The organism is Amycolatopsis palatopharyngis, from assembly GCF_003385185.1.
Taxonomy (GTDB): Bacteria; Actinomycetota; Actinomycetes; order Mycobacteriales; family Pseudonocardiaceae; genus Amycolatopsis; species Amycolatopsis palatopharyngis.
This window is the reverse complement of record NZ_PQHZ01000007.1, coordinates 164770-183635: the sequence shown is the minus strand read 5'-3', so window position 1 is coordinate 183635 and position 18866 is coordinate 164770. Positions and strand designations below refer to the sequence as shown.

Genomic DNA, 18866 nt, shown 5'->3' with positions numbered 1-18866 from the left:
CCTGGAAATGTAACAGGTTCTAGTTTTTATGGAAGGGGCGAACGGGGGTGATCACTGGATGGCCATGGCCGGATGTCAGCACCTCCGCCGTAGCGTCGTAATGCCGGGCGAGCCGCTCGGCGGTGAGCACCTCGGCCGGTGGCCCTGCCGCCACCACGTCACCACCGTCGAGCAACAGCAACTGGTCGGCGTACTGCGCGGCGAACGTGAGGTCATGCAGTGTGGTCACGACCGTGCTCCCGTCCTCGCGGCGTAGCCGGTCGAGACGCTCCAGTAGCGCCTGCGCGTGACCGATGTCCAGCCCGGTGGTCGGCTCGTCGAGCAGCAGCAGCCTGGTCTGCTGGGTGAGTACCCGTGCCAGAACGGCACGCTGCCGTTCCCCGCCGGACAGTGTGCGCAGCGGCCGTCCCGCGAGGTCGCCGAGATCGAGCCGATGCAGAACTTCGTCCACAGTGGACAGGTCGTGGGAGGATTCCCTTGCGAGTCTGCCGAGGTGCGGGGTGCGACCGAGTAGAACGTAGTCAGTGACGGTCAGGCCGTCGGGCAGCGCTGGGTTCTGCGGCGAGTAGCCGACCTCGCGAGCCCGTTCCCTGTGGGACAGCTCGGCTGCCGGTTTGTCGTGCAGGACGATGTCGCCCGTGAAGTCCGCGATGCCCGCGATCGCCTTGAGCAAAGTGGACTTTCCCGCGCCGTTCGGACCGATGATCGCGAGCCAGCCGCCGACCGGAACGTCCAGGGAAACCCCGCGCACCACAGGTTTTCCGGAGTAGCCCGCCTGTACGCCCCGCAGCCGCAGCGCGGTCACAGCGACCTCACCTTGGCTGTGCGCAGCACCAGCACGAAGAACGGCGCACCGGCGAACGCGGTCACCACGCCCAGTGGGAGCTCGCCGGGCATGATCGTCCTGGCGACGTGGTCGGCCACGACGAGAAAGGCGGCGCCTCCGATCAGCGACATCGGGATGATGACGCGGTAGGAGGCGCCGGCCAGCATGCGCACGAGGTGAGGTACGACGATGCCGACGAACCCGATCAGCCCGCTCACCGACACCGCCGCTGCTGTCGCCAGCGACGCGGCCACGAGCAGCAGCAATCGCACCCGGCCAGGTCGTACCCCCAGCGAGGAAGCCTCGGCGTCGCCGAGGGTCAGCACGTCCAGCAGGCGTGCGCACACGCAGAGCACGACCGCGGATGCGGCGATGTAAGGCAGCGCGAGCCAGACCTCATGCCAGCTGCTGATGTTCAGCCCGCCGAGCGTCCACGTGTAGACCTGTCTGATCGTCTCGGTGTTGAGCTGCTGCACGAAGGTCTGCACGGCGGTGAGGAACGAGGCGACGGCCACCCCGGCGAGCAACAGCGTCGCCGTGCCGGTGCCACCGGAGGAACGCCCGAGCATCCAGCTCAGCCCCACGCCGCCGAGCGCACCCGCGAACGCGGCCAGCTGGAGTGGTCCGATCACCCAGTCGCTCACGGCGGGAGCCAGGACTACCACCATGGTCGCCGCCATCCCGGCTCCCGCCGCGGCACCGAGCAGGTACGGATCGGCCAGCGGATTGCGGAACACGCCCTGGAAGGCCGCTCCGGAACTCGCCAGTGCGGCGCCGACCAGCCCGGCCAGCACCACTCGCGGCAACCGGATCTGCCAGACGATCGCGGCCTCTCGCTCGGACAGCGGCGATGTGCCGCCGCTGAGCTGGGCGACGATCTCGGCCAGTACCCTGCGCCAACCGAGATCGCCCGCGCCGATCAGTAGCGCCAGCAGCATGACCGCGACCAGGACCAGCAGGCCGATCAGCAGGGTCCGTGGCCGCAGCCGGGTGGTGGTGCGAGCGCGGGTGGAACTCAAGTCAGTTGCTCGCCGGAGCGATAGCCGCCGACACCGTGCGGGCGAAGTCGACGACCCTCGGGCTCCAGCGCGAGGCGACATCGGCGTCCAGCACGATGACCCGGTCCTTCCGCACGGCGCTCAGCGTGTCCCAGCCGGGCCGCTCAGCGACCGTCTCCGGGGTCTGGCCGCAGCACTGGGCGTCGGCGAGGAAGACGAGGTCGGGATTGGCCTCGACGATCGTCTCGGCGGACAGTTGCGGATAACCGCTCGACGCGGTGGGGTCGTCACCATCGGCGATGTTGACCAGACCGAACTTCTCGTACACGCCGCCGATGAAGGTCGCCGAGGTGACGGTGTAGTAGGTCGGGTCCAGTTCGTGGAAGTAGGTCAGGGGCTGCTCGGGTTTCGGGGTGTCCGCGACGATCTTTTCGAGATCCTCCTTGGTTCGCGCGGCCAGTTCGGTGCCTTCCGCCGCGTGTCCGGTGGCCTTGCCGACCAGTTCGAACTGCGCGTACGCGTCGTCCAGGGAGGTTGCGTCGGGCAGCACCAGCGTCCGCGTTCCCGCCTTGCCCAGTGTCTCGGTCAGTTTGTTGTCCGCATCGGCATAGACCACGACGAGGTCCGGATTGTGCGTGAGGATCGCCTCCGGATCCACGTTCAGCCCGGAGAGGTCGGTGCGCGGGGCTTCTTCCGGATGGGTGGACTGATCGTCCACCGCGACGACCTGTTCTCCCGCGCCCACCGCGTACAGCGTCTCGGTGGCGGAGGGCGAGAGCGAGACGATCCGCTCGGGGCGCTGTTCGATGGTCACCGCGGGTGCGCCTTCGGCCTGCACGGTGACGGGGAAGCTGCTGTCCGCCGCCTCCTGAGGGGCGCTGTCCTCTCGGTCGGCGCAGCCGGCGAGGCCGGTCACACCGAGCAGGAGCGCGGCGAGTGCGGCGGCCGCGTGCGGACGTTGCCGGAACATGCGCCTTCGCGGAACGGAAACAGGCATGGTGACCTCGACTGATCGGTGGCGCGGGACCGCGCCCTACCGTCGAAACGGTCCTGGACGCCGCACCCCTGCGCCGGAGGCGGGTGGCGTCGGCGAACGGCAGGCGACCTGGCTCGGCCCTGGCTCACGAAGGGTGGCCGGGGCATCACAGTTGCGGGACAGCGCCGGAGTCACACCGGACTTCGCTGCCGTTTCGCGTCAGGTGGACGCTACCAGCGATCCAGATCGTTACAGATCACGCGGCTGAATCCGTAGTCTGAGTAGGTGCCGCTGTGTTTCCGGGGTGTTAAGGTCGCGCTCACGAGCGGGCCATCGTCGTCCCGTGCACAGTGGAACGAGCACGAAGACGACGCAGGAGGTCCCTATGATCTTCTCCGCGAACCCGGGCAGGCGCGGCCTTTATGATCCCGGCACCGAACAGGATTCCTGCGGTGTCGCGATGGTGGCCGATGTTCGCGGCCGCCGGTCACACGCGATCGTGGTCGACGGCCTTGCGGCGCTGATCAATCTGGACCACCGCGGGGCTTCCGGAGCCGAACCGACCAGCGGTGACGGTGCGGGCATCCTGCTCCAGCTGCCGGACGCCCTGCTGCGCGCCGAGGTGCCGTTCGACCTGCCCGAGCCGGACGACGCAGGGTCGCACTCCTACGCCGCGGGTATCGCCTTCCTGCCCGCCGACGAGCAACTGCGCGCCGCGGCCGTCGAGCTGGTGGAACGCATCGCCGGGGAGGAGGGACTCGACGTCCTCGGCTGGCGCGATGTCCCGACCGACACCGAGGGTGCCGACATCGGTCCCACCGCCCGATCCGTGATGCCGCATTTCGCGATGCTGTTCGTCGCGGGTGCACCGGGGGCCGACGGATCGCGCCCGGCCGGCCTCGAACTGGACCGGCTGGCCTTCTGCCTGCGCAAGCGGGTCGAGCACGCGGAGCTGCCGGGCACACCGAGGGCGGGCGGGCATGCCGAGGGTGTCTACTTCCCCTCGCTGTCGGCCAGGACGCTGGTCTACAAGGGCATGCTGACGCCGGTTCAGCTCGCCAGGTTCTTCCCAGACCTCGGCGACGACCGGCTGACCAGTGCCATCGCCCTGGTGCACAGCCGGTTCTCCACCAACACGTTCCCGTCGTGGCCGCTCGCCCACCCGTTCCGGTTCGTCGCGCACAACGGCGAGATCAACACGATCCGTGGCAACCGCAACCGCATGCGGGCCAGGGAGGCACTGCTCGCCTCCGGATGGATTCCCGGTGACCTGAACAGGCTGTTCCCGATCTGCTCGCCGGAGGCGTCCGACTCCGCGTCCTTCGACGAGGTACTGGAACTGCTGCACCTCGGGGGCCGGTCGCTGCCTCACGCCGTGCTGATGATGATCCCCGAGGCGTGGGAGAACCACGCCACGATGGACCCGGGCCGCCGGGCGTTCTACCAGTTCCACGCGAGCCTGATGGAGCCTTGGGACGGCCCCGCCTGTGTCACCTTCACCGACGGAGCTCTGGTGGGCGCCGTACTCGACCGCAACGGCCTTCGCCCCGCACGCTGGTGGCAGACCGCCGACGATCGGGTGGTGCTGGCCAGCGAAGCAGGTGTACTCGACATCGAGCCGGGCGACGTGGTCGCCAAGGGCAGGCTGCGGCCGGGCCGGATGTTCCTGGTGGACACCGAGGCGGGCCGCATCGTCGACGACGACGAGGTGAAGGCGGGCCTCGCCGCGGAGCGCTCCTACGACGAGTGGGTCCACGCCGGGCTGCTCTCCCTGTCCGAACTGCCCGAGCGCGACCACATCGTGCAGACCCACGCCTCGGTGCTGCGCCGTCAGCTTTCCTTCGGCTACACCGAGGAGGAACTGAAGATCCTGCTCGGGCCGATGGCCGAGCGTGGCGCCGAGCCCATCGGCTCGATGGGCACCGATACGCCACCCGCCGTGCTGTCCAAGCGGTCGCGACTGCTCTACGACTACTTCAAACAGCATTTCGCCCAGGTGACCAATCCGCCGCTGGACGCGATCCGCGAGGAACTGGTCACCTCGATGAGCCGCATCATGGGTCCGGAACAGAACCTCCTCGAGCCGGCTCCGGCATCCTGCAGGCATATCCAGCTGCCGTACCCGGTGATTGACAACGACGACCTCGCGAAGCTCATCCACATCAACGACGACGGCGATCTGCCCGGTTTCTCCTGTGCGGTGCTCCCTGGACTGTACGAAGTGGATGGTGGAGCCGAGGCACTGGCCGCGGCGGTAGAACGGATCCGGCGGGAGGCTTCCGAGGCCATCGCGGGCGGTGCCCGCATACTCGTCCTGTCCGACCGGGACTCCGATCATCGGCTCGCGCCGATCCCCTCGCTGCTGCTCGTCTCCGCCGTGCACCACCACCTGGTACGGACCAAGGAACGGCTTCGGGTCGCGCTCGTGGTGGAGACCGGTGACGCCCGCGAGGTGCACCACATCGCCCTGCTGCTCGGTTACGGCGCCGCCGCGGTGAACCCCTACCTCGCGTTCGAGTCCATCGAGGACCTGATCGCCCAGGATGCGATCACCGGTATCGATGCGGGCAAGGCGATCCGCAACTATGTCACGGCACTGGTCAAGGGTGTCCTGAAGATCATGTCGAAGATGGGCATCTCGACGGTCGGGGCGTACACCGCCGCGCAGGCCTTCGAGTCCTTCGGGCTCGCGCAGGACGTGCTCGACGAGTACTTCACCGGCACGATCTCGAAGCTCGGCGGCGTCGGCCTCGAGGTGCTGGCCGAGGAGGTCGCGCGGCGCCACCGGGTGGCCTACTCCGACAATCCGGGTTCCCGCCCGTATCGCGGACTGGAGACCGGTGGCGAGTACGCCTACCGGCGAGAGGGAGAACTGCACCTGTTCTCCCCGGAAACCGTGTTCCTCCTGCAGCACGCGAGTAAGTCCAGGCGGGACGAGGCCTACCGGGCCTATGTGGACGAGGTGCATCGGCTGAACCGGGAGGGCGGGGCCCTGCGCGGGCTGTTCTCCTTCCGTACCGGTCAGCGTCCGCCGATCCCGGTGGACGAGGTCGAGTCGGTGGAATCGATCTGCCGCCGGTTCAACACCGGTGCCATGTCCTACGGATCGATCTCGATGGAGGCGCACCAGACGCTGGCCATCGCCATGAACCAGATCGGCGGCCGGTCCAACACCGGCGAGGGCGGAGAGGACGCGGAGCGCCTCTACGACCCGCAGCGGCGCAGCGCGATCAAGCAGGTCGCGAGTGGACGGTTCGGAGTCACGAGCGAGTACCTGGTGAACGCCGACGACATCCAGATCAAGATGGCTCAGGGCGCCAAGCCGGGTGAGGGTGGGCAGCTCCCGCCGAACAAGGTGTACCCGTGGATCGCCCGCACCCGGCACTCCACACCTGGTGTCGGCCTGATCTCCCCGCCGCCGCACCACGACATCTACTCCATCGAGGACCTGGCGCAGCTGATCCACGACCTGAAGAACGCGAACGAGCAGGCCCGGATCCACGTGAAGCTGGTCAGCTCGCTCGGCGTTGGCACCGTGGCGGCCGGGGTGTCCAAGGCGCACGCCGATGTCGTGCTCATCTCCGGACACGACGGCGGTACCGGGGCTTCGCCGATGAACTCGCTGAAACACGCGGGTACCCCGTGGGAGATCGGTCTCGCCGAGACGCAGCAGACCCTGCTGCTCAACGGGCTGCGGGACCGCATCACCGTCCAGGTCGACGGCGGGATGAAGACCGGGCGGGACGTGGTGGTCGCGGCGCTGCTCGGGGCCGAGGAGTACGGCTTCGCCACCGCGCCGCTGATCGTCGCCGGCTGCATCATGATGCGGGTGTGTCACCTCGACACCTGCCCCGTCGGTGTCGCCACACAGAACCCCGACCTGCGCAAGCGCTACACCGGGCAGGCCGAGCACGTGGTGAACTTCTTCCGTTTCGTTGCCCAGGAGGTCCGCGAAACCCTGGCGTCACTGGGATTCCGCAGCCTGGACGAGGCCGTCGGGCGGGCGGACGTACTCGATATCGACGAGGCCGTCGAGCACTGGAAGGCCCAGGGCCTGGACCTCGCGCCGATCTTCGACCTGCCGACTGCCAGCCCCTACGGCGGATCCCGGCGCAGAGTGCGGGCGCAGGACCACGGCCTCGACCACGCGCTGGATCGCACGCTCATCCAGTTGGCCGAGGCCGCACTGGAGGATGCCCACCCGGTGACCGTCGAACTTCCCGTGCGCAACGTCAACCGGACGGTGGGGACGCTGCTGGGGTCGGAGATCACCCGGCGATTCGGCAGTGCCGGGTTGCCCACCGACACCATCCGCGTGACGCTCACCGGCTCGGCAGGCCAGTCTCTCGGGGCGTTCCTGCCACCGGGGGTAACCCTGGATCTGATCGGCGACGCCAACGACTACGTCGGCAAGGGCCTCTCCGGCGGCCGGGTCATCGTCCGGCCGGACCCGCGGGCCCCCTTCGCGGCCGAACAGCAGGTGATCGCGGGCAACACGATCGCCTACGGGGCGACCAGCGGCGAGATGTTCCTGCGCGGGAAGGTCGGCGAGCGGTTCTGCGTCCGTAACTCCGGGGCGGTGGTTGTCGCCGAAGGCGTCGGGGACCACGCGTTCGAGTACATGACCGGCGGCAGGGCGGTCGTGCTCGGCCCGACCGGCCGAAACTTGGCGGCCGGGATGTCCGGCGGTGTGGCCTACGTGCTCGAACTCGATCCCGGTCAGGTGAACGGGGAGATGGTCGAGCTACTCACTCCCGAGGCCCAGGACCTGATCTGGCTCAAGGAGATCGTCGAACGGCACCGGGACGAGACCGGCTCTGCCGTTGCCGCCTCCCTGCTGGGCGACTGGACACGGCGTGGCGCGCGGTTCACCAAGGTCATGCCCCGCGACTACCAACGGGTGCTGGCCGCGGCGTCGGCGGCCAGGGCGGCTGGTCGTGACGTCGACGAGGCGATGATGGAGGCCGCTCGTGGCTGACCCGACCGGCTTCCTCGCGCACGACAGGCAGGAACCACCCAAGCGGCCCACGGACGAACGCGTCGGCGACTGGGGCGAGGTCTACGCCCAGCTCGATCCGGCCGAGCGGAACAAATCCGTACGGGTGCAGGCGACGCGGTGCATGGACTGCGGAATTCCCTTCTGTCACTCCGATTCCGCGGGTTGCCCGCTCGGCAACCTGATTCCGGAGTGGAACGATCTGGTGCGTCGCGGCGACTGGACGGCGGCGGGGGACCGGTTGCACGCCACCAATAACTTCCCGGAGTTCACCGGGAAGCTCTGTCCCGCCCCCTGTGAGGCCGCGTGCGTGCTGTCGATCTCGCCGGAGTCAGGTGGGCCGGTCGCGATCAAACGGGTCGAGGCGACGATCGCGGATCAGGCGTGGGAATCCGGTGACGTGCGTCCTGAGCCGCCGTCGTTGTCCACCGGGCAGTGTGTCGCCGTGGTCGGCTCGGGGCCCGCCGGGCTCGCCGCCGCACAGCAGCTGACGCGGGCGGGGCACGACGTGACCGTGTTCGAACGGGACGACCGGCTCGGCGGGCTGCTGCGCTACGGCATTCCCGAGTTCAAGATGGAGAAGAAGGTGCTGGACCGCAGGCTGGCACAGCTGCGGGAGGAGGGCACCCGGTTCGTCACCGGCTGCGAGGTCGGCGTCGATCTCACCGTCGAGGACCTGCGGGCCCAGTACGACGCGGTGGTGCTGGCCGTCGGCGCCTTGCGCGGGCGCGACGACACCACCACACCGGGCCGCGAGCTCGCGGGGATCCACCTGGCGATGGAGCACCTCGTTCCGGCGAACAAGATGTGCGAGGGGGACGGGCCGCCGTCGATCGACGCCGAGGGCAAGCATGTGGTGATCATCGGCGGCGGGGACACCGGCGCCGACTGCTACGGCACGGCGATCCGGCAGGGCGCCCTTTCCGTGACACAGCTGGACCAGTACCCACTGCCGCCGTCCACACGGGACGATGAGCGGTCACCGTGGCCCACGTGGCCGTACGTGCTGCGCACCTACCCGGTGCACGAGGAGGCAGGGGAGCGCGTCTTCGGGGTCGCGGTGAAGCGGTTCGTCGGCGACGAGGACGGCCGCGTACGCGCGATCGAGCTGCAGCACGTGCGTGTGCGAAAGGACCCGGCGACGGGACTGCGCGAGGTGGTTCCGGTCAGCGACGAGGTCGAGGTCCTGCCCGCCGACCTGGTGCTGTTCGCCATCGGTTTCGAAGGGGTCGAGCGGATGCGCCTGCTCGACGATCTCGGCCTGTCGACGACCACCAGGGGCGCCCTCTCCTGCGGCACCGACTGGCAGACGAGCGCACCGGACGTCTTCGTCTGTGGCGACGCCCACCGCGGCGCCTCCCTGGTCGTCTGGGCGATAGCCGAGGGCCGTTCGGCAGCCGCGGCCGTAGACCGCCACCTGACCGGCACGACAGACCTCCCGTCCCCGGTCCACCCCACAGCCCTCCCCCTAGCCGTCGTCTGACTTGGCAGTTCCCGCGCCCGACTTGGCAGTTCCGGGGCCCGAGTTCGCAGATTCCGCGCCCGAGTTCGCAGTTCCGGAGCTCGCGTTGGTCCGTCCGGCGCAGTCCGGGACGCGATTGAGCTGCCAAATGGCCGATTGTTCGTCGGTAGTCGGTTAATTACGGTCAGTAGATCCCGACTCTCGACAATTCACTTTTCCCTGCAATCGGCCGGCGGTGATCGTGGTGCCGGTCAGAGGTGAGGCGTCATGAAGCGACCGTTCCGGGCATCACTGGCCGCGCTGGCGGCGGCCACCCTGGCGAGCACCGTTCTCGTTCCCGCTGCCGGCGCCGCTGAGGTGGCGGGGCCGGTGGTGCACAGCGCGGCGCCGGATGCCGCGACGGCACAGGCGGCGACCGACTTCTGGACCGCGGAGGACATGCGTTCCGCGATACCGATGCGGCAGCTGTTGTCCTCTGCGGTGGGCAAACTGAGCGAGGTCGCCCGAGGCCCGGCCGCGACTGTGCGGCCGACCGCCGCCCCCGCGAGCGCGGGTGCCGCGGCGATGCCGAGTACCGGCGACCAGTGGACCGGTGGCGGGGCCGTGACGTCGACGGCGGGCCGGGTGTTCTTCAGCTTCGACGGGCAACGGGCCTCCTGCAGCGGTAACGCCGTGACCAGCGCCAACCGCAGTGTGGTGATGACGGCGGGGCACTGCGTGAAGTACCAGGGCAGCTGGCACACGAACTGGATCTTCGTTCCGGGATATGACAACGGCGCGGCCCCGTTCGGCGAGTGGGCGGCGGCCAGCACGCTCACCACCCCGCAGTGGGAGGCGAGCGAGGACATGAACTACGACGTCGGGGCCGCGGTGCTGAACCCGCTCGACGGTGCGTACCTGACCGACGTGGTGGGTGCGCAGGGCATCGCGTTCAACCAGCAACGCAACCAGGACATGTACACCTTCGGCTATCCCGCGGCTGATCCTTATGACGGATCTCGGCTGATCTACTGCAGTGGCAGTACATTCACCGATTTCCTGCTCACCCAGGATCACGGTATGGACTGCGACATGACCGGCGGCTCCAGTGGCGGACCGTGGTTTCTCGGCTTCGACGAGGCCACGGGCACCGGAATGCAGAACTCGGTGAACAGCTTCGGGTACACGTTCCTGCCCGGTGTGATGTTCGGTCCCTACTTCGGGGCCGACGCGCAGAATCTTTACGAGGAGGCGCAGGTGGCGTAGGCCGCCCGGCGCGGTTTCGGCGTCCACCCACTGGGAGGTGCGTCCCAGTCACCGGTGATGGGGGACGCACCCTATCCTGGGTCCTGTGAACTGGACTGTGGACGTCCCCATCGATGCCCTTCCCGAGTTGCCGCCGCTGCCGCCGGAGTTGCGCACGCGCCTGGACGATGCCCTGTCCAGGCCTGCCGCGCAGCAGCCGGAGTGGCCGGATGCAGATGCCACCGCCCGTGTACGCACGGTGCTGGAGAGTGTGCCGCCGATCACGGTGCCGCCGGAGATCGACAGGCTCAGCGACCGGCTGGCCATGGTCGCCCGTGGTGAGGCCTTCCTGCTGCAGGGCGGCGACTGCGCGGAGACGTTCGAGTCCAACACGGAACCGCACATCCGGGCGAACCTGCGCACTCTGCTGCAGATGGCGGTCGTGCTCACCTACGGCGCGAGCCTGCCGGTTGTCAAGGTCGGCCGGATCGCGGGCCAGTACGCCAAGCCGCGATCGAACACCACCGATGCGCTCGGCCTGCCGGTCTACCGAGGTGACATCGTGAACTCGCTGGCCGCCGAGCCGGCGCTGCGCGTGCCCGACCCGGGCCGGATGATCCGGGCGTACGCCAACGCGGGCGCGGCGATGAACCTCGTCCGTGCCCTGACCGGTGCCGGCATGGCCGACCTTGCGCAGGTGCACGACTGGAACAAGGACTTCGTCGCGACGTCCTCGGCGGGTGAGCGTTACGAGGCGCTGGCGGGGGAGATCGACCGGGGCCTGCGGTTCATGTCCGCCTGTGGAGTCACGGACACGTCCCTGCACTCCACCGAGATCTTCTCCAGCCACGAGGCGCTGCTGCTCGACTACGAGCGCGCGATGCTGCGGCTGGACAACGCGGACGCGGCGAACCCGAAGCTGTACAACCTCTCCTCGCATTTCCTCTGGATCGGGGAGCGCACTCGCCAGCTCGACGGAGCGCACATCGCGTTCGCCGAGCTGCTGTCCAACCCGATCGGGTTGAAGATCGGCCCGACCACGACGCCCGAGCAGGCCGTGGAGTACGTGCAGCGGCTCGACCCGCGTAACGAGCCGGGCAGGCTCACGCTGATCTCGCGCATGGGCAACGGCAAGGTGCGCGAGGTGCTGCCCGCGATCGTGGAGAAGGTGGAGAGTTCGGGGCACAAGGTCATCTGGCAGTGCGACCCGATGCACGGCAACACCCACGAGGCCTCCACCGGCTACAAGACCCGGCATTTCGACCGGATCGTGGACGAGGTGCAGGGCTTCTTCGAGGTGCACCGCAAGCTGGGTACCTACCCCGGCGGCATCCACGTCGAGCTCACCGGTGAGGACGTCACCGAATGCCTCGGCGGGGCGCAGGACATCTCCGACCTGGACCTGTCCGGCCGCTACGAGACCGCCTGCGACCCCAGGCTGAACACCCAGCAGTCCCTCGAGCTGGCCTTCCTCGTCGCGGAGATGCTGCGCGCCTGACCCACCCCCCGCGCTTTCCCGGGAAAGTGCGATACGGAGCGCTGTCAGGGGCAGGTGCCGAGGAGTTCGGCGAGGGACTTGCCGACCGCGTCGGTCAGCGAGCCGATGTCGGCCACCGCGTCGCCGTTCGCCTGTAGTCCGATGTGGATGGACTTGCGGTAACTGGAGATGGCCACACCGACCGAATGGTGCGGTGCGAGTGGCACGAACGGGTACATCTGCCGCATCCTCGCCCCGTCGAGAGTGAGCGAGATCCCCGGCAGGGGGACGTTGGTCACCACTGTGTCGAACAGCAGTGGTGCCGCTTGCCCGGCGAACCGTGTGGCCAGCTTGTGCACCCCTGCGGGGACGCGACCCGCGAGTACGGGCAGCGCACCGGCTCCCCGGACCGAGCCCGCTGCCTTGTTCCGGTCCATCGAGCGCCGGACGGCGCACAGCCGCTCGACCGGATCGTCGAGCTCCACGGGCAGGTCGGTCAGGTATCCGGAAAGCAGGTTGCCGCCCTGTCCGCCGCCCTCGCGTGCTCGGACGCTGACCGGCACGAGTGCGCGCAGCGGCCCGTTCTCCGGGCGCCTGCCTCGGTTGCGCATCCACGTCCGCAGCGCTCCCGCGAGCACGGCGAGCACGACGTCGTTGGTCGTCCCGCCGTGAACGCTACGAACCCGACGGACGTCGGCCGAGTCGATGGTGGTGAATCCGAGCTCGCGGCTCGTCGAGTTGGCGGTGGCGATCGGTGACATCGGGTACGGCCGTGCGGCGAGCAGTACCGAGCTCGCGATGCCCGCGGACTCGGCGGCCTTGCCCATCGTCGACGAAGCCCTTGCCCACGGATTCTCCAGCAGGTGGTCCACAAAGGATTTCCGCTTGGCCGGCTCGCGCTCGGCCGTCGACGTACGGCTCAGCGCGGGGACATCGTCGAGCAGGCCGAGTGCCACCGCCACGGCGCCGGTGCCGTCGGTGAGCGCGTGGTGCAGCTTGAGCAGCAGCGCGAACGAGTCGCCGGGCAGCCCCGTGACCAGCTGTAGCCGCCACAGCGGGCGGCTCAGATCCAGCGGTGTCGCAAGCCAGCGCGCGGCGTGTGCGGCCAGCGGGTCCTCCTCGTAAAGAGTGGACAGCCGGTGGGTCTCGATGTGTTGCGCTGGGTCGAACCCGGGATCGTCGGCCCAGCTGGCCCCGCCAATGGGTGAGCGGCTGTGCTTCACCCGTACGCGTAACCGCGGAATCCGCATCGCTCGTGCGGTCAGTAACGCCGACAACCGTTCCGGGTCGACCTGCTCGCGGGACCGGAACACCGCGACCGCGCCCATGTGCATGGGCGTGGTCGTGCTTTCCATGCACAGAAACGCCACGTCCAACGGGCTCAATCGCTCACCGTGCATCGTCGGGCCTCCGGGAGGGGTATCTGAATGTTCGGCCGCGGCGCCAGGAATCTCCCTCACTGCAACAGAACCAGATGACCGTAACGTGGTCGCCGTGTTACCTCCCAGCTAACGTCGGCTCGTTTCACCCGAACGGGAGCGCGCTACCGTTCGCGCAACCAGTCGCAGTTACGGGATGGTGCGGAGTTTCACCTTGCTGCCCTGCTTGACCATCTTGCCGGGGGACGGATCCTGGCCGACCACGAAACCGAAGTCCCTGCGGTCTCTGCCTTCCCGGTTGCCCCTGCCCTTGACCTCGGGCTCGAGACCGGCGTCGCCGAGAATCCGTACCGCGTCCTCCAGCGACCGGCCCAGCACCATGGGCACCTCCACCGCGCTGGACACGTACACCCCGACCCGCTGTTCGCCGGTCGTGCCGGGGCCGGGGTCCGTCCGGATGACACTGCCCGCGGGCACGTCCTCGGAGAACTCCTTGCCAGCCTCGAACGGTTCGAACCCGGCGTCCTTGAGGGCCTTGAAGGCATCGTCCTTGCTCTGCCCCCGCACGTCCGGCACCGGTGTCGGGGGTGGCCCCTTGGACAGGCCGATGGTGACGGAGTCACCGATGTTGGCGGGGGTGCCGGGTTTCGGCGACAGGGTCAGTACCGTGCCAGCCGGCACGTCCGCGCTGTAAGCGTCGGCGTTCGGGTCCTTGCGCGGTTCCAGCTGCGCCTCGCGGATCGCCTGCTCGGCCTGTTCGGGTGGCGTTCCCGGCTCGATGGCGGGCACGGTCGGCCGTCCCGCGGAGACCACGAGGGTGACCGTGTCATCGATCAGCGCGTCGGTCCCGGTCTCCGGGTCCGTGCGGACGACCGTGCCGATCGGTGCGGTGTTGTGCCGCTGCCTGCTGATGGTCGGGACCAGCTGGGCATCGCGGATCGCGCTCTCGGCCGCTGCCTCCTGCATACCCACGACCTCGGGTACGGCGACCCAGCGACCGCCGTTGAACCACCAGATGCCGGTCCCGATTCCACCGACCAGCAGCAGGCCGACGACCACCCAGAGGGCGATCCAGCGGTTCCTCCTGCGCGGGCGGTCCTCGGTCCTGGTGTCGCCGGAGGACGGCGTGGCCTGTTGTGCCCGGTGTTCCCGCGTCGCCGGGCTCGCCGGGGGCAAGCCGTCCTCAGCCCTGCTCAGCGCCATCGTGCCGCGCGGTCCCGCCGCCTCGGGCTGCCGCGTCACGGGCGTGAACGCGGGAATTGTCCGTTCGGTGTCCGGTGTGATCGCAGGGGTGATGGTGGTGGCCTCAGGATCGGCCTGTGTCGCCGGTGCGGCGGTGACCGTCTGTGCCTCCGCGGACGCGGGCACGGGGACCGGCACGGGCGTGATGCCGAGTTCGGTCCGGACGCGGTTCACCTCGGAAAGGAAGGCGGCGGCGTCGGCTGGCCGGGACTGCGGATCCCTGCGGGTCGCGCGCAGCACGAGGCTGTCCACCGCGGGTGGGATGCCGGGACGCACGGTGCTCGGTGCCGGAACGTCGTCGTTGACATGCCGGTAGGCGACGGAGATGGCGGTGTCGCCGGTGTAGGGCGCCTGTCCGGTCAACATCTCGTAGAGCAGGATTCCGGCGGAATACACGTCGCCACGCGCGCCGGTGGAGCCGGTGGTGACCTGCTCAGGGGAGAGGTAGGCGACGGTGCCGAGAATGACGCTGGAACTCGTGGTTCCGGCGCTGGCCACCGCGCGGACCAGGCCGAAGTCGCCGACCTTGACCACGCCAGACTCCGTGGTGCCCGAACGGCCGATCAGCACGTTCTCCGGCTTCACGTCCCGGTGCACGAGTCCGGCCGCGTGCGCGGCGCCCAGCGCTGCCAGTACCGGTTCGATGACGCTCAGCGCCAGGTGGAGGTCAAGCGGGCCCTGATCGTCCATCAGGTCGCGCAGGGTGCCGCCATCGACCAGTTCCATGATCAGGAAAGCGCGACTCGAGCCCTCGCCGTCCGGGGCGGGCTCCGAGCCGCCCGGACTGTCCACGCCCTGGTCGTGCACCGCGACGACGTGGGGGTGGTGCAGGCGAGCGGCCGAACGGGCCTCGCGTTCGAAACGATCGACGAACGACCGGTCGTCGGCGAACTGGCGATCCATGATCTTGATGGCCACCGGCCGGTCGAGCCGGGTGTCCACGCCGCGGTACACCGCGGACATCCCGCCGCGGGCCAGCAGGCTGTCCACCCGGTAGCGCCGGTCCAGCAGGGCCCCGATCAGGCTCGTGTCCGTGCGTGTCACAGGGCGAATCCTACGGATGGAGGCGGGATCTGTGGACCCGACCTGGCACGGCGAGCGACGCGCGCAGGACTCATGGCCGCCCGCGGAGCGCGACTCGGTCGATGGCGGCCGGATATGGCAAGGTAGGAGCCGTGAGTGCGATCCCTGTCGCTGATGATGTGCTGGACTCCGACGTCGCGGTTCTTTCGCTGGCGGAGGTGGGCACGGTCCTCGGTCTCTCAATGAACAAGGTGCGGCAGTTGCTGCGGGACGGTCAGCTGATCGCGATCCGTCGTGCCGGTGAGCTGTACGTACCCGCCGACTTCTTCATGGAGGGCAATCTCGGTAAGGACGGGCTGGTGAAGGGCCTCGCGGGCACGGTGACCGTGCTGTCCGACGCCGGATACGGCCGGACCGAGATGCTGCGCTGGCTCTTCGAGGCCGATGACACGCTGCCCGGCACCACGCCGATCAACGCGCTGCGCACCAACCACGGCACCGAGGTCAAGCGGCGCGCGCAGGCAATGGCCTTCTAGGCCTTCTGGACCTTCTGGGCCTTCTGGGCGCCCTCCGCGCGACCACGGCAGGCGAGAAAGACCAGCGCGGCCGCTAGTTCGACGAATGTGGCCACGAGCAGGCAGGTGCCGACTGATCGCGCCGCCAGTGGCCCGGCTAGTGCGGAACCCGCCGCGAAGCCGGTTATCTTCACGCTGGCGCCGGTGGTGAAGATCTGGGACCTGAGTCCCTCGGGTGCCTCGCGATGGCGGATGGCGAACAGGGCGGTGAGCTGCGGCCCTTCCCCGATCCCGACCACGACGACGGCAGCCACGGCGGCGAAGGCCCCACCGGCCTGCGCGGCCCACAGGACACCCACCCCGATCACCAGCGTGCTGGCGAGCACGATCGTGTCCGGGGACAACAGGCTCGGGCTGCGCGCCAGCAGCGCGTTCGCCCCGAGCGCGGCCGCGGCCAGGACGGACAGCAGCAGCGCCCCGCGGTTGGCGTCGCCGAAATCCCGGGCGCCGAGCAACGGCACGCAGACGACCAGCATTCCCATCCCCGCGAAGGACACGGTCGAGGCTGCCGTGGCCGCGCGGAGGGTCCTGCTGGACCCGATCGCCACGGCTCCGGCGCGCAGGTCCGCGATCAGTGAGGTCCGGGCACGTGGTGCCGGTGAACCGCTCCCGGGCAGCCTGACCGCGACGGGGATCGCCGCCGCGATCAGCACGATGGCGACGACCATCGCGGCCGGTGCGCCCGCGAGACCGCCGATGAGCCCGGCCAATGCGGGGCCGGTGAGGCTGGCCGCGCCGAAGGTGAGCGCGTCGAGGGCGTTCGCCCTGGCGAAGCGCTCGGGCCGGACGACCGCGGGCAGCTGTGCCGTCCAGCCACCGGACAGTGCGGGGTTGAGCAGTCCCGTGACGACAGCGACGGTCACCACGACCTGCACCGGGACGGTCCCGGTGCCGAGCAGGATCAGGGCGAGTCCGGTGGCGTAGGCCGCCAGCGCCATGGCGAGCAGTCGTCCTGGCCTGGGACTGCGGTCGAGCAACGCGCCGAGCAAGGGGCCGCCCAGCGCGGCGGACACGGTCAACGCGGCGAGCAGCAGGGCAGCGGTGGCGACGGACCCGGTGACCGCGAGGCCCAGCAGAAGCAGCGCGGGACCGGACAACTCGTCGCCGGTGCGCGCTGCCGTGGCACCCGTCAGATACTGCCCGAGCCTGTAACGGCCTATCATCAACAGCACGTTACACTGTCCGCATGCCCGAACCTGCCGGAGAATTCCTGTCCGGTCGCACGGCCCGCGCGACCGCGCGGCGAGCGGTGGACCTGATCGGCGCGTTGCTGTTCGAGGAGACCTCCGCCGAGTCGGTGCGGCAGGTCCTGCTCAGCCACGGTGAGCGGGAGCCCCTGGAGTTGGCCGCCGCCGACATCGTCCGCCTGCGGGCGACCGCGCGGGAGCTCCTGCCGGTGTTCGGGGCCGCCGGCGCCGACGAGGCGGCCCGAGTGCTCAACTCGCTGCTGGCACGGGCGTGCCCGCCCCGATTGACCAGCCATGGCGGAAGCCATGCCTGGCACCTGCACGTCGACAGCACCGACGACGCGCCGATGGACGAATGGATTCTGACCTCGTCCAGCCTGGCGCTCGCCGTGCTGCTCGCCGAACGACAGCAGGTGCCGGGTGGCCTGTGTGCCTCCCCGCGCTGCGGCAGGCCGTTCGTCGACACCGGCAGCGGTGGGCCGCGCCGCTACTGCTCCGCCCGCTGTGCGACCCGGGAACGCGTGGCGGCCCACCGCAGGGAAGGCGGTGGGCCGCGCTGATCGCGTTCGGCTTCAGCCCGAGTGCGGGCAGGTGTCGCGGTAGTCGGAGATGGTGCGGTCGTCGGGGGCCGGGCAGAGGAACTGCTCGTAGCGGGTGTCGTTGTCGATGAAGCGCTTGAGCCAGGAGATGCTGTACTTCGCGATGGTCGTGTTCGACGAGTTCGGCGCGAAGTGGCTGGCGTCGTCCAGTTCGAGGTACGCCTTGTCCAAACTGGACGGAAGGCTGTTGTAGAACGGGATCGAGTGCGATCGCACCGAGGCGACGGAGTCGTTCTCGGCACCGACGATCAGGGTCGGCACCTGGACCTCACCCCAGGTCTTGTCGGTGTTCCACGCCGTGAGCGGGATGGCGGCCTGCAGACTGGGCCGGTCGGACGCGGCCTCCAGCGAGCCGCCGCCACCCATCGAATGGCCCATGACGCCGAGCCTGCTCGCGTCGATCCGGCCACGGACCGAGCTGTCCTCAACGAGGTAGTCCAGCGCGGCCAGCAACTGATCGCCGCGACTGCCGGGCTGGTCGTAACGGCTGTTGGTGTCGATGGTGAAGATGATGAAGCCCTGGGACGCCAGGCGCGGGCCGTACCAGCTCATGCTGGACTGGCTCGCGGTGAAGCCCGGGGCGATCGCGACCGCGCCGAACGTGCCCTGGCTCGTGCTGGTCGGATAGTAGATCGTGCCGCCGCCGAAACCGCGGACGGAGAACGACGAGACACGGGTCTCGGAAGTGGCGAAGGGGCCGCGAGGAGCCTCGATGCTGGACTCCGTGGGAGCCGGGCCACGTTCGTGCGGGTTCTCGGCGCCCTGCGCCGTCGAGGCGCCGGCGAGGCTGCCGCCTGCCACGGCGAGTGCCATGGACATGGCGGCCACGATTCTGGTGCCGCGGGAGGGGCGGGACGAGCGGACTCGGTCCGCGAAAGTGGTCCGTGGAGACACGTCGTTGT

At 69.3% G+C, this 18866-nt stretch carries 13 protein-coding genes and 1 riboswitch; of the genes, 6 read left to right on the top strand and 7 right to left on the bottom strand.

The window, feature by feature from the left end; genetic code table 11:
• Positions 1-19: 19 nt before the first annotated feature.
• The 3 genes from D0C15_RS07890 to D0C15_RS07880 are packed head-to-tail and all read right to left on the bottom strand — an operon-like array spanning position 20 to position 2794.
• The gene (locus D0C15_RS07890; RefSeq protein ID WP_116042197.1) at positions 20-805 is read right to left on the bottom strand and encodes an ABC transporter ATP-binding protein; all 786 of its coding nucleotides are present in this window, start codon (positions 803-805) and stop codon (positions 20-22) included.
• A complete protein-coding gene (locus D0C15_RS07885; RefSeq protein WP_245975628.1) occupies positions 802-1845 on the bottom strand; it encodes a FecCD family ABC transporter permease in 1044 nt (347 codons plus the stop codon). Before D0C15_RS07885 ends, D0C15_RS07890 begins: the two co-directional genes overlap by 4 nt.
• A 1-nt stretch (position 1846) precedes the next feature.
• Positions 1847-2794, bottom strand: coding sequence for an ABC transporter substrate-binding protein (locus D0C15_RS07880; protein WP_211323122.1), 948 nt, complete (start codon positions 2792-2794; stop codon positions 1847-1849).
• A gap of 108 nt (positions 2795-2902) precedes the next feature.
• Positions 2903-3053: riboswitch (cobalamin riboswitch) on the bottom strand.
• Positions 3054-3185: 132 nt separating this feature from the next.
• Between D0C15_RS07880 and gltB the strand changes: the two genes are divergently transcribed.
• The 4 genes from gltB to D0C15_RS07860 all read left to right on the top strand — a co-directional run bounded on the left by gltB (position 3186) and on the right by D0C15_RS07860 (position 11980).
• Complete coding sequence (gltB, locus tag D0C15_RS07875) at positions 3186-7778, top strand: glutamate synthase large subunit (RefSeq protein WP_116042189.1); 4593 nt, start codon at positions 3186-3188, stop codon at positions 7776-7778.
• Positions 7771-9279, top strand: a complete 1509-nt coding sequence (locus tag D0C15_RS07870; protein WP_116042187.1) for a glutamate synthase subunit beta — start codon at positions 7771-7773, stop codon at positions 9277-9279. The genes gltB and D0C15_RS07870 overlap by 8 nt, the downstream gene beginning before the upstream one ends.
• Positions 9280-9525: 246 nt before the next feature.
• Positions 9526-10503 (top strand): trypsin-like serine peptidase, encoded by a 978-nt coding sequence (locus tag D0C15_RS07865; protein WP_116042184.1) that lies wholly within the window; start codon positions 9526-9528, stop codon positions 10501-10503.
• An 85-nt stretch (positions 10504-10588) separates the two neighbouring features.
• Complete coding sequence (locus D0C15_RS07860) at positions 10589-11980, top strand: class II 3-deoxy-7-phosphoheptulonate synthase (RefSeq protein ID WP_245975627.1); 1392 nt, start codon at positions 10589-10591, stop codon at positions 11978-11980.
• A 44-nt stretch (positions 11981-12024) separates the two neighbouring features.
• Here D0C15_RS07860 and D0C15_RS07855 read toward each other — a convergent pair whose 3' ends face one another.
• Positions 12025-13359: a wax ester/triacylglycerol synthase family O-acyltransferase gene (locus D0C15_RS07855; protein WP_116042180.1), complete on the bottom strand. Its 1335-nt coding sequence runs from the start codon at positions 13357-13359 to the stop codon at positions 12025-12027.
• 168 nt (positions 13360-13527) lie between these two features.
• Positions 13528-15624: a Stk1 family PASTA domain-containing Ser/Thr kinase gene (pknB, locus tag D0C15_RS07850; RefSeq protein WP_116042177.1), complete on the bottom strand. Its 2097-nt coding sequence runs from the start codon at positions 15622-15624 to the stop codon at positions 13528-13530.
• A gap of 131 nt (positions 15625-15755) precedes the next feature.
• On the opposite strand from pknB, the gene D0C15_RS07845 reads away from it, so the two are divergent.
• Positions 15756-16139: an Rv2175c family DNA-binding protein gene (locus D0C15_RS07845; protein WP_116042394.1), complete on the top strand. Its 384-nt coding sequence runs from the start codon at positions 15756-15758 to the stop codon at positions 16137-16139.
• Here the strand turns inward: D0C15_RS07845 and D0C15_RS07840 are convergent.
• Positions 16136-17341 (bottom strand): MFS transporter, encoded by a 1206-nt coding sequence (locus D0C15_RS07840; RefSeq protein WP_116042175.1) that lies wholly within the window; start codon positions 17339-17341, stop codon positions 16136-16138. The genes D0C15_RS07845 and D0C15_RS07840 overlap by 4 nt on opposite strands.
• A gap of 23 nt (positions 17342-17364) precedes the next feature.
• Here D0C15_RS07840 and D0C15_RS07835 point away from each other — a divergent pair, with 23 nt between their 5' ends.
• The gene (locus D0C15_RS07835) at positions 17365-17925 is read left to right on the top strand and encodes a CGNR zinc finger domain-containing protein (protein ID WP_116042173.1); all 561 of its coding nucleotides are present in this window, start codon (positions 17365-17367) and stop codon (positions 17923-17925) included.
• Between the two features lie 12 nt (positions 17926-17937).
• Here D0C15_RS07835 and bdeA read toward each other — a convergent pair whose 3' ends face one another.
• Positions 17938-18858: a bis(hydroxyethyl) terephthalate hydrolase gene (bdeA, locus tag D0C15_RS07830; RefSeq protein ID WP_483964185.1), complete on the bottom strand. Its 921-nt coding sequence runs from the start codon at positions 18856-18858 to the stop codon at positions 17938-17940.
• Positions 18859-18866 lie beyond the last annotated feature (8 nt).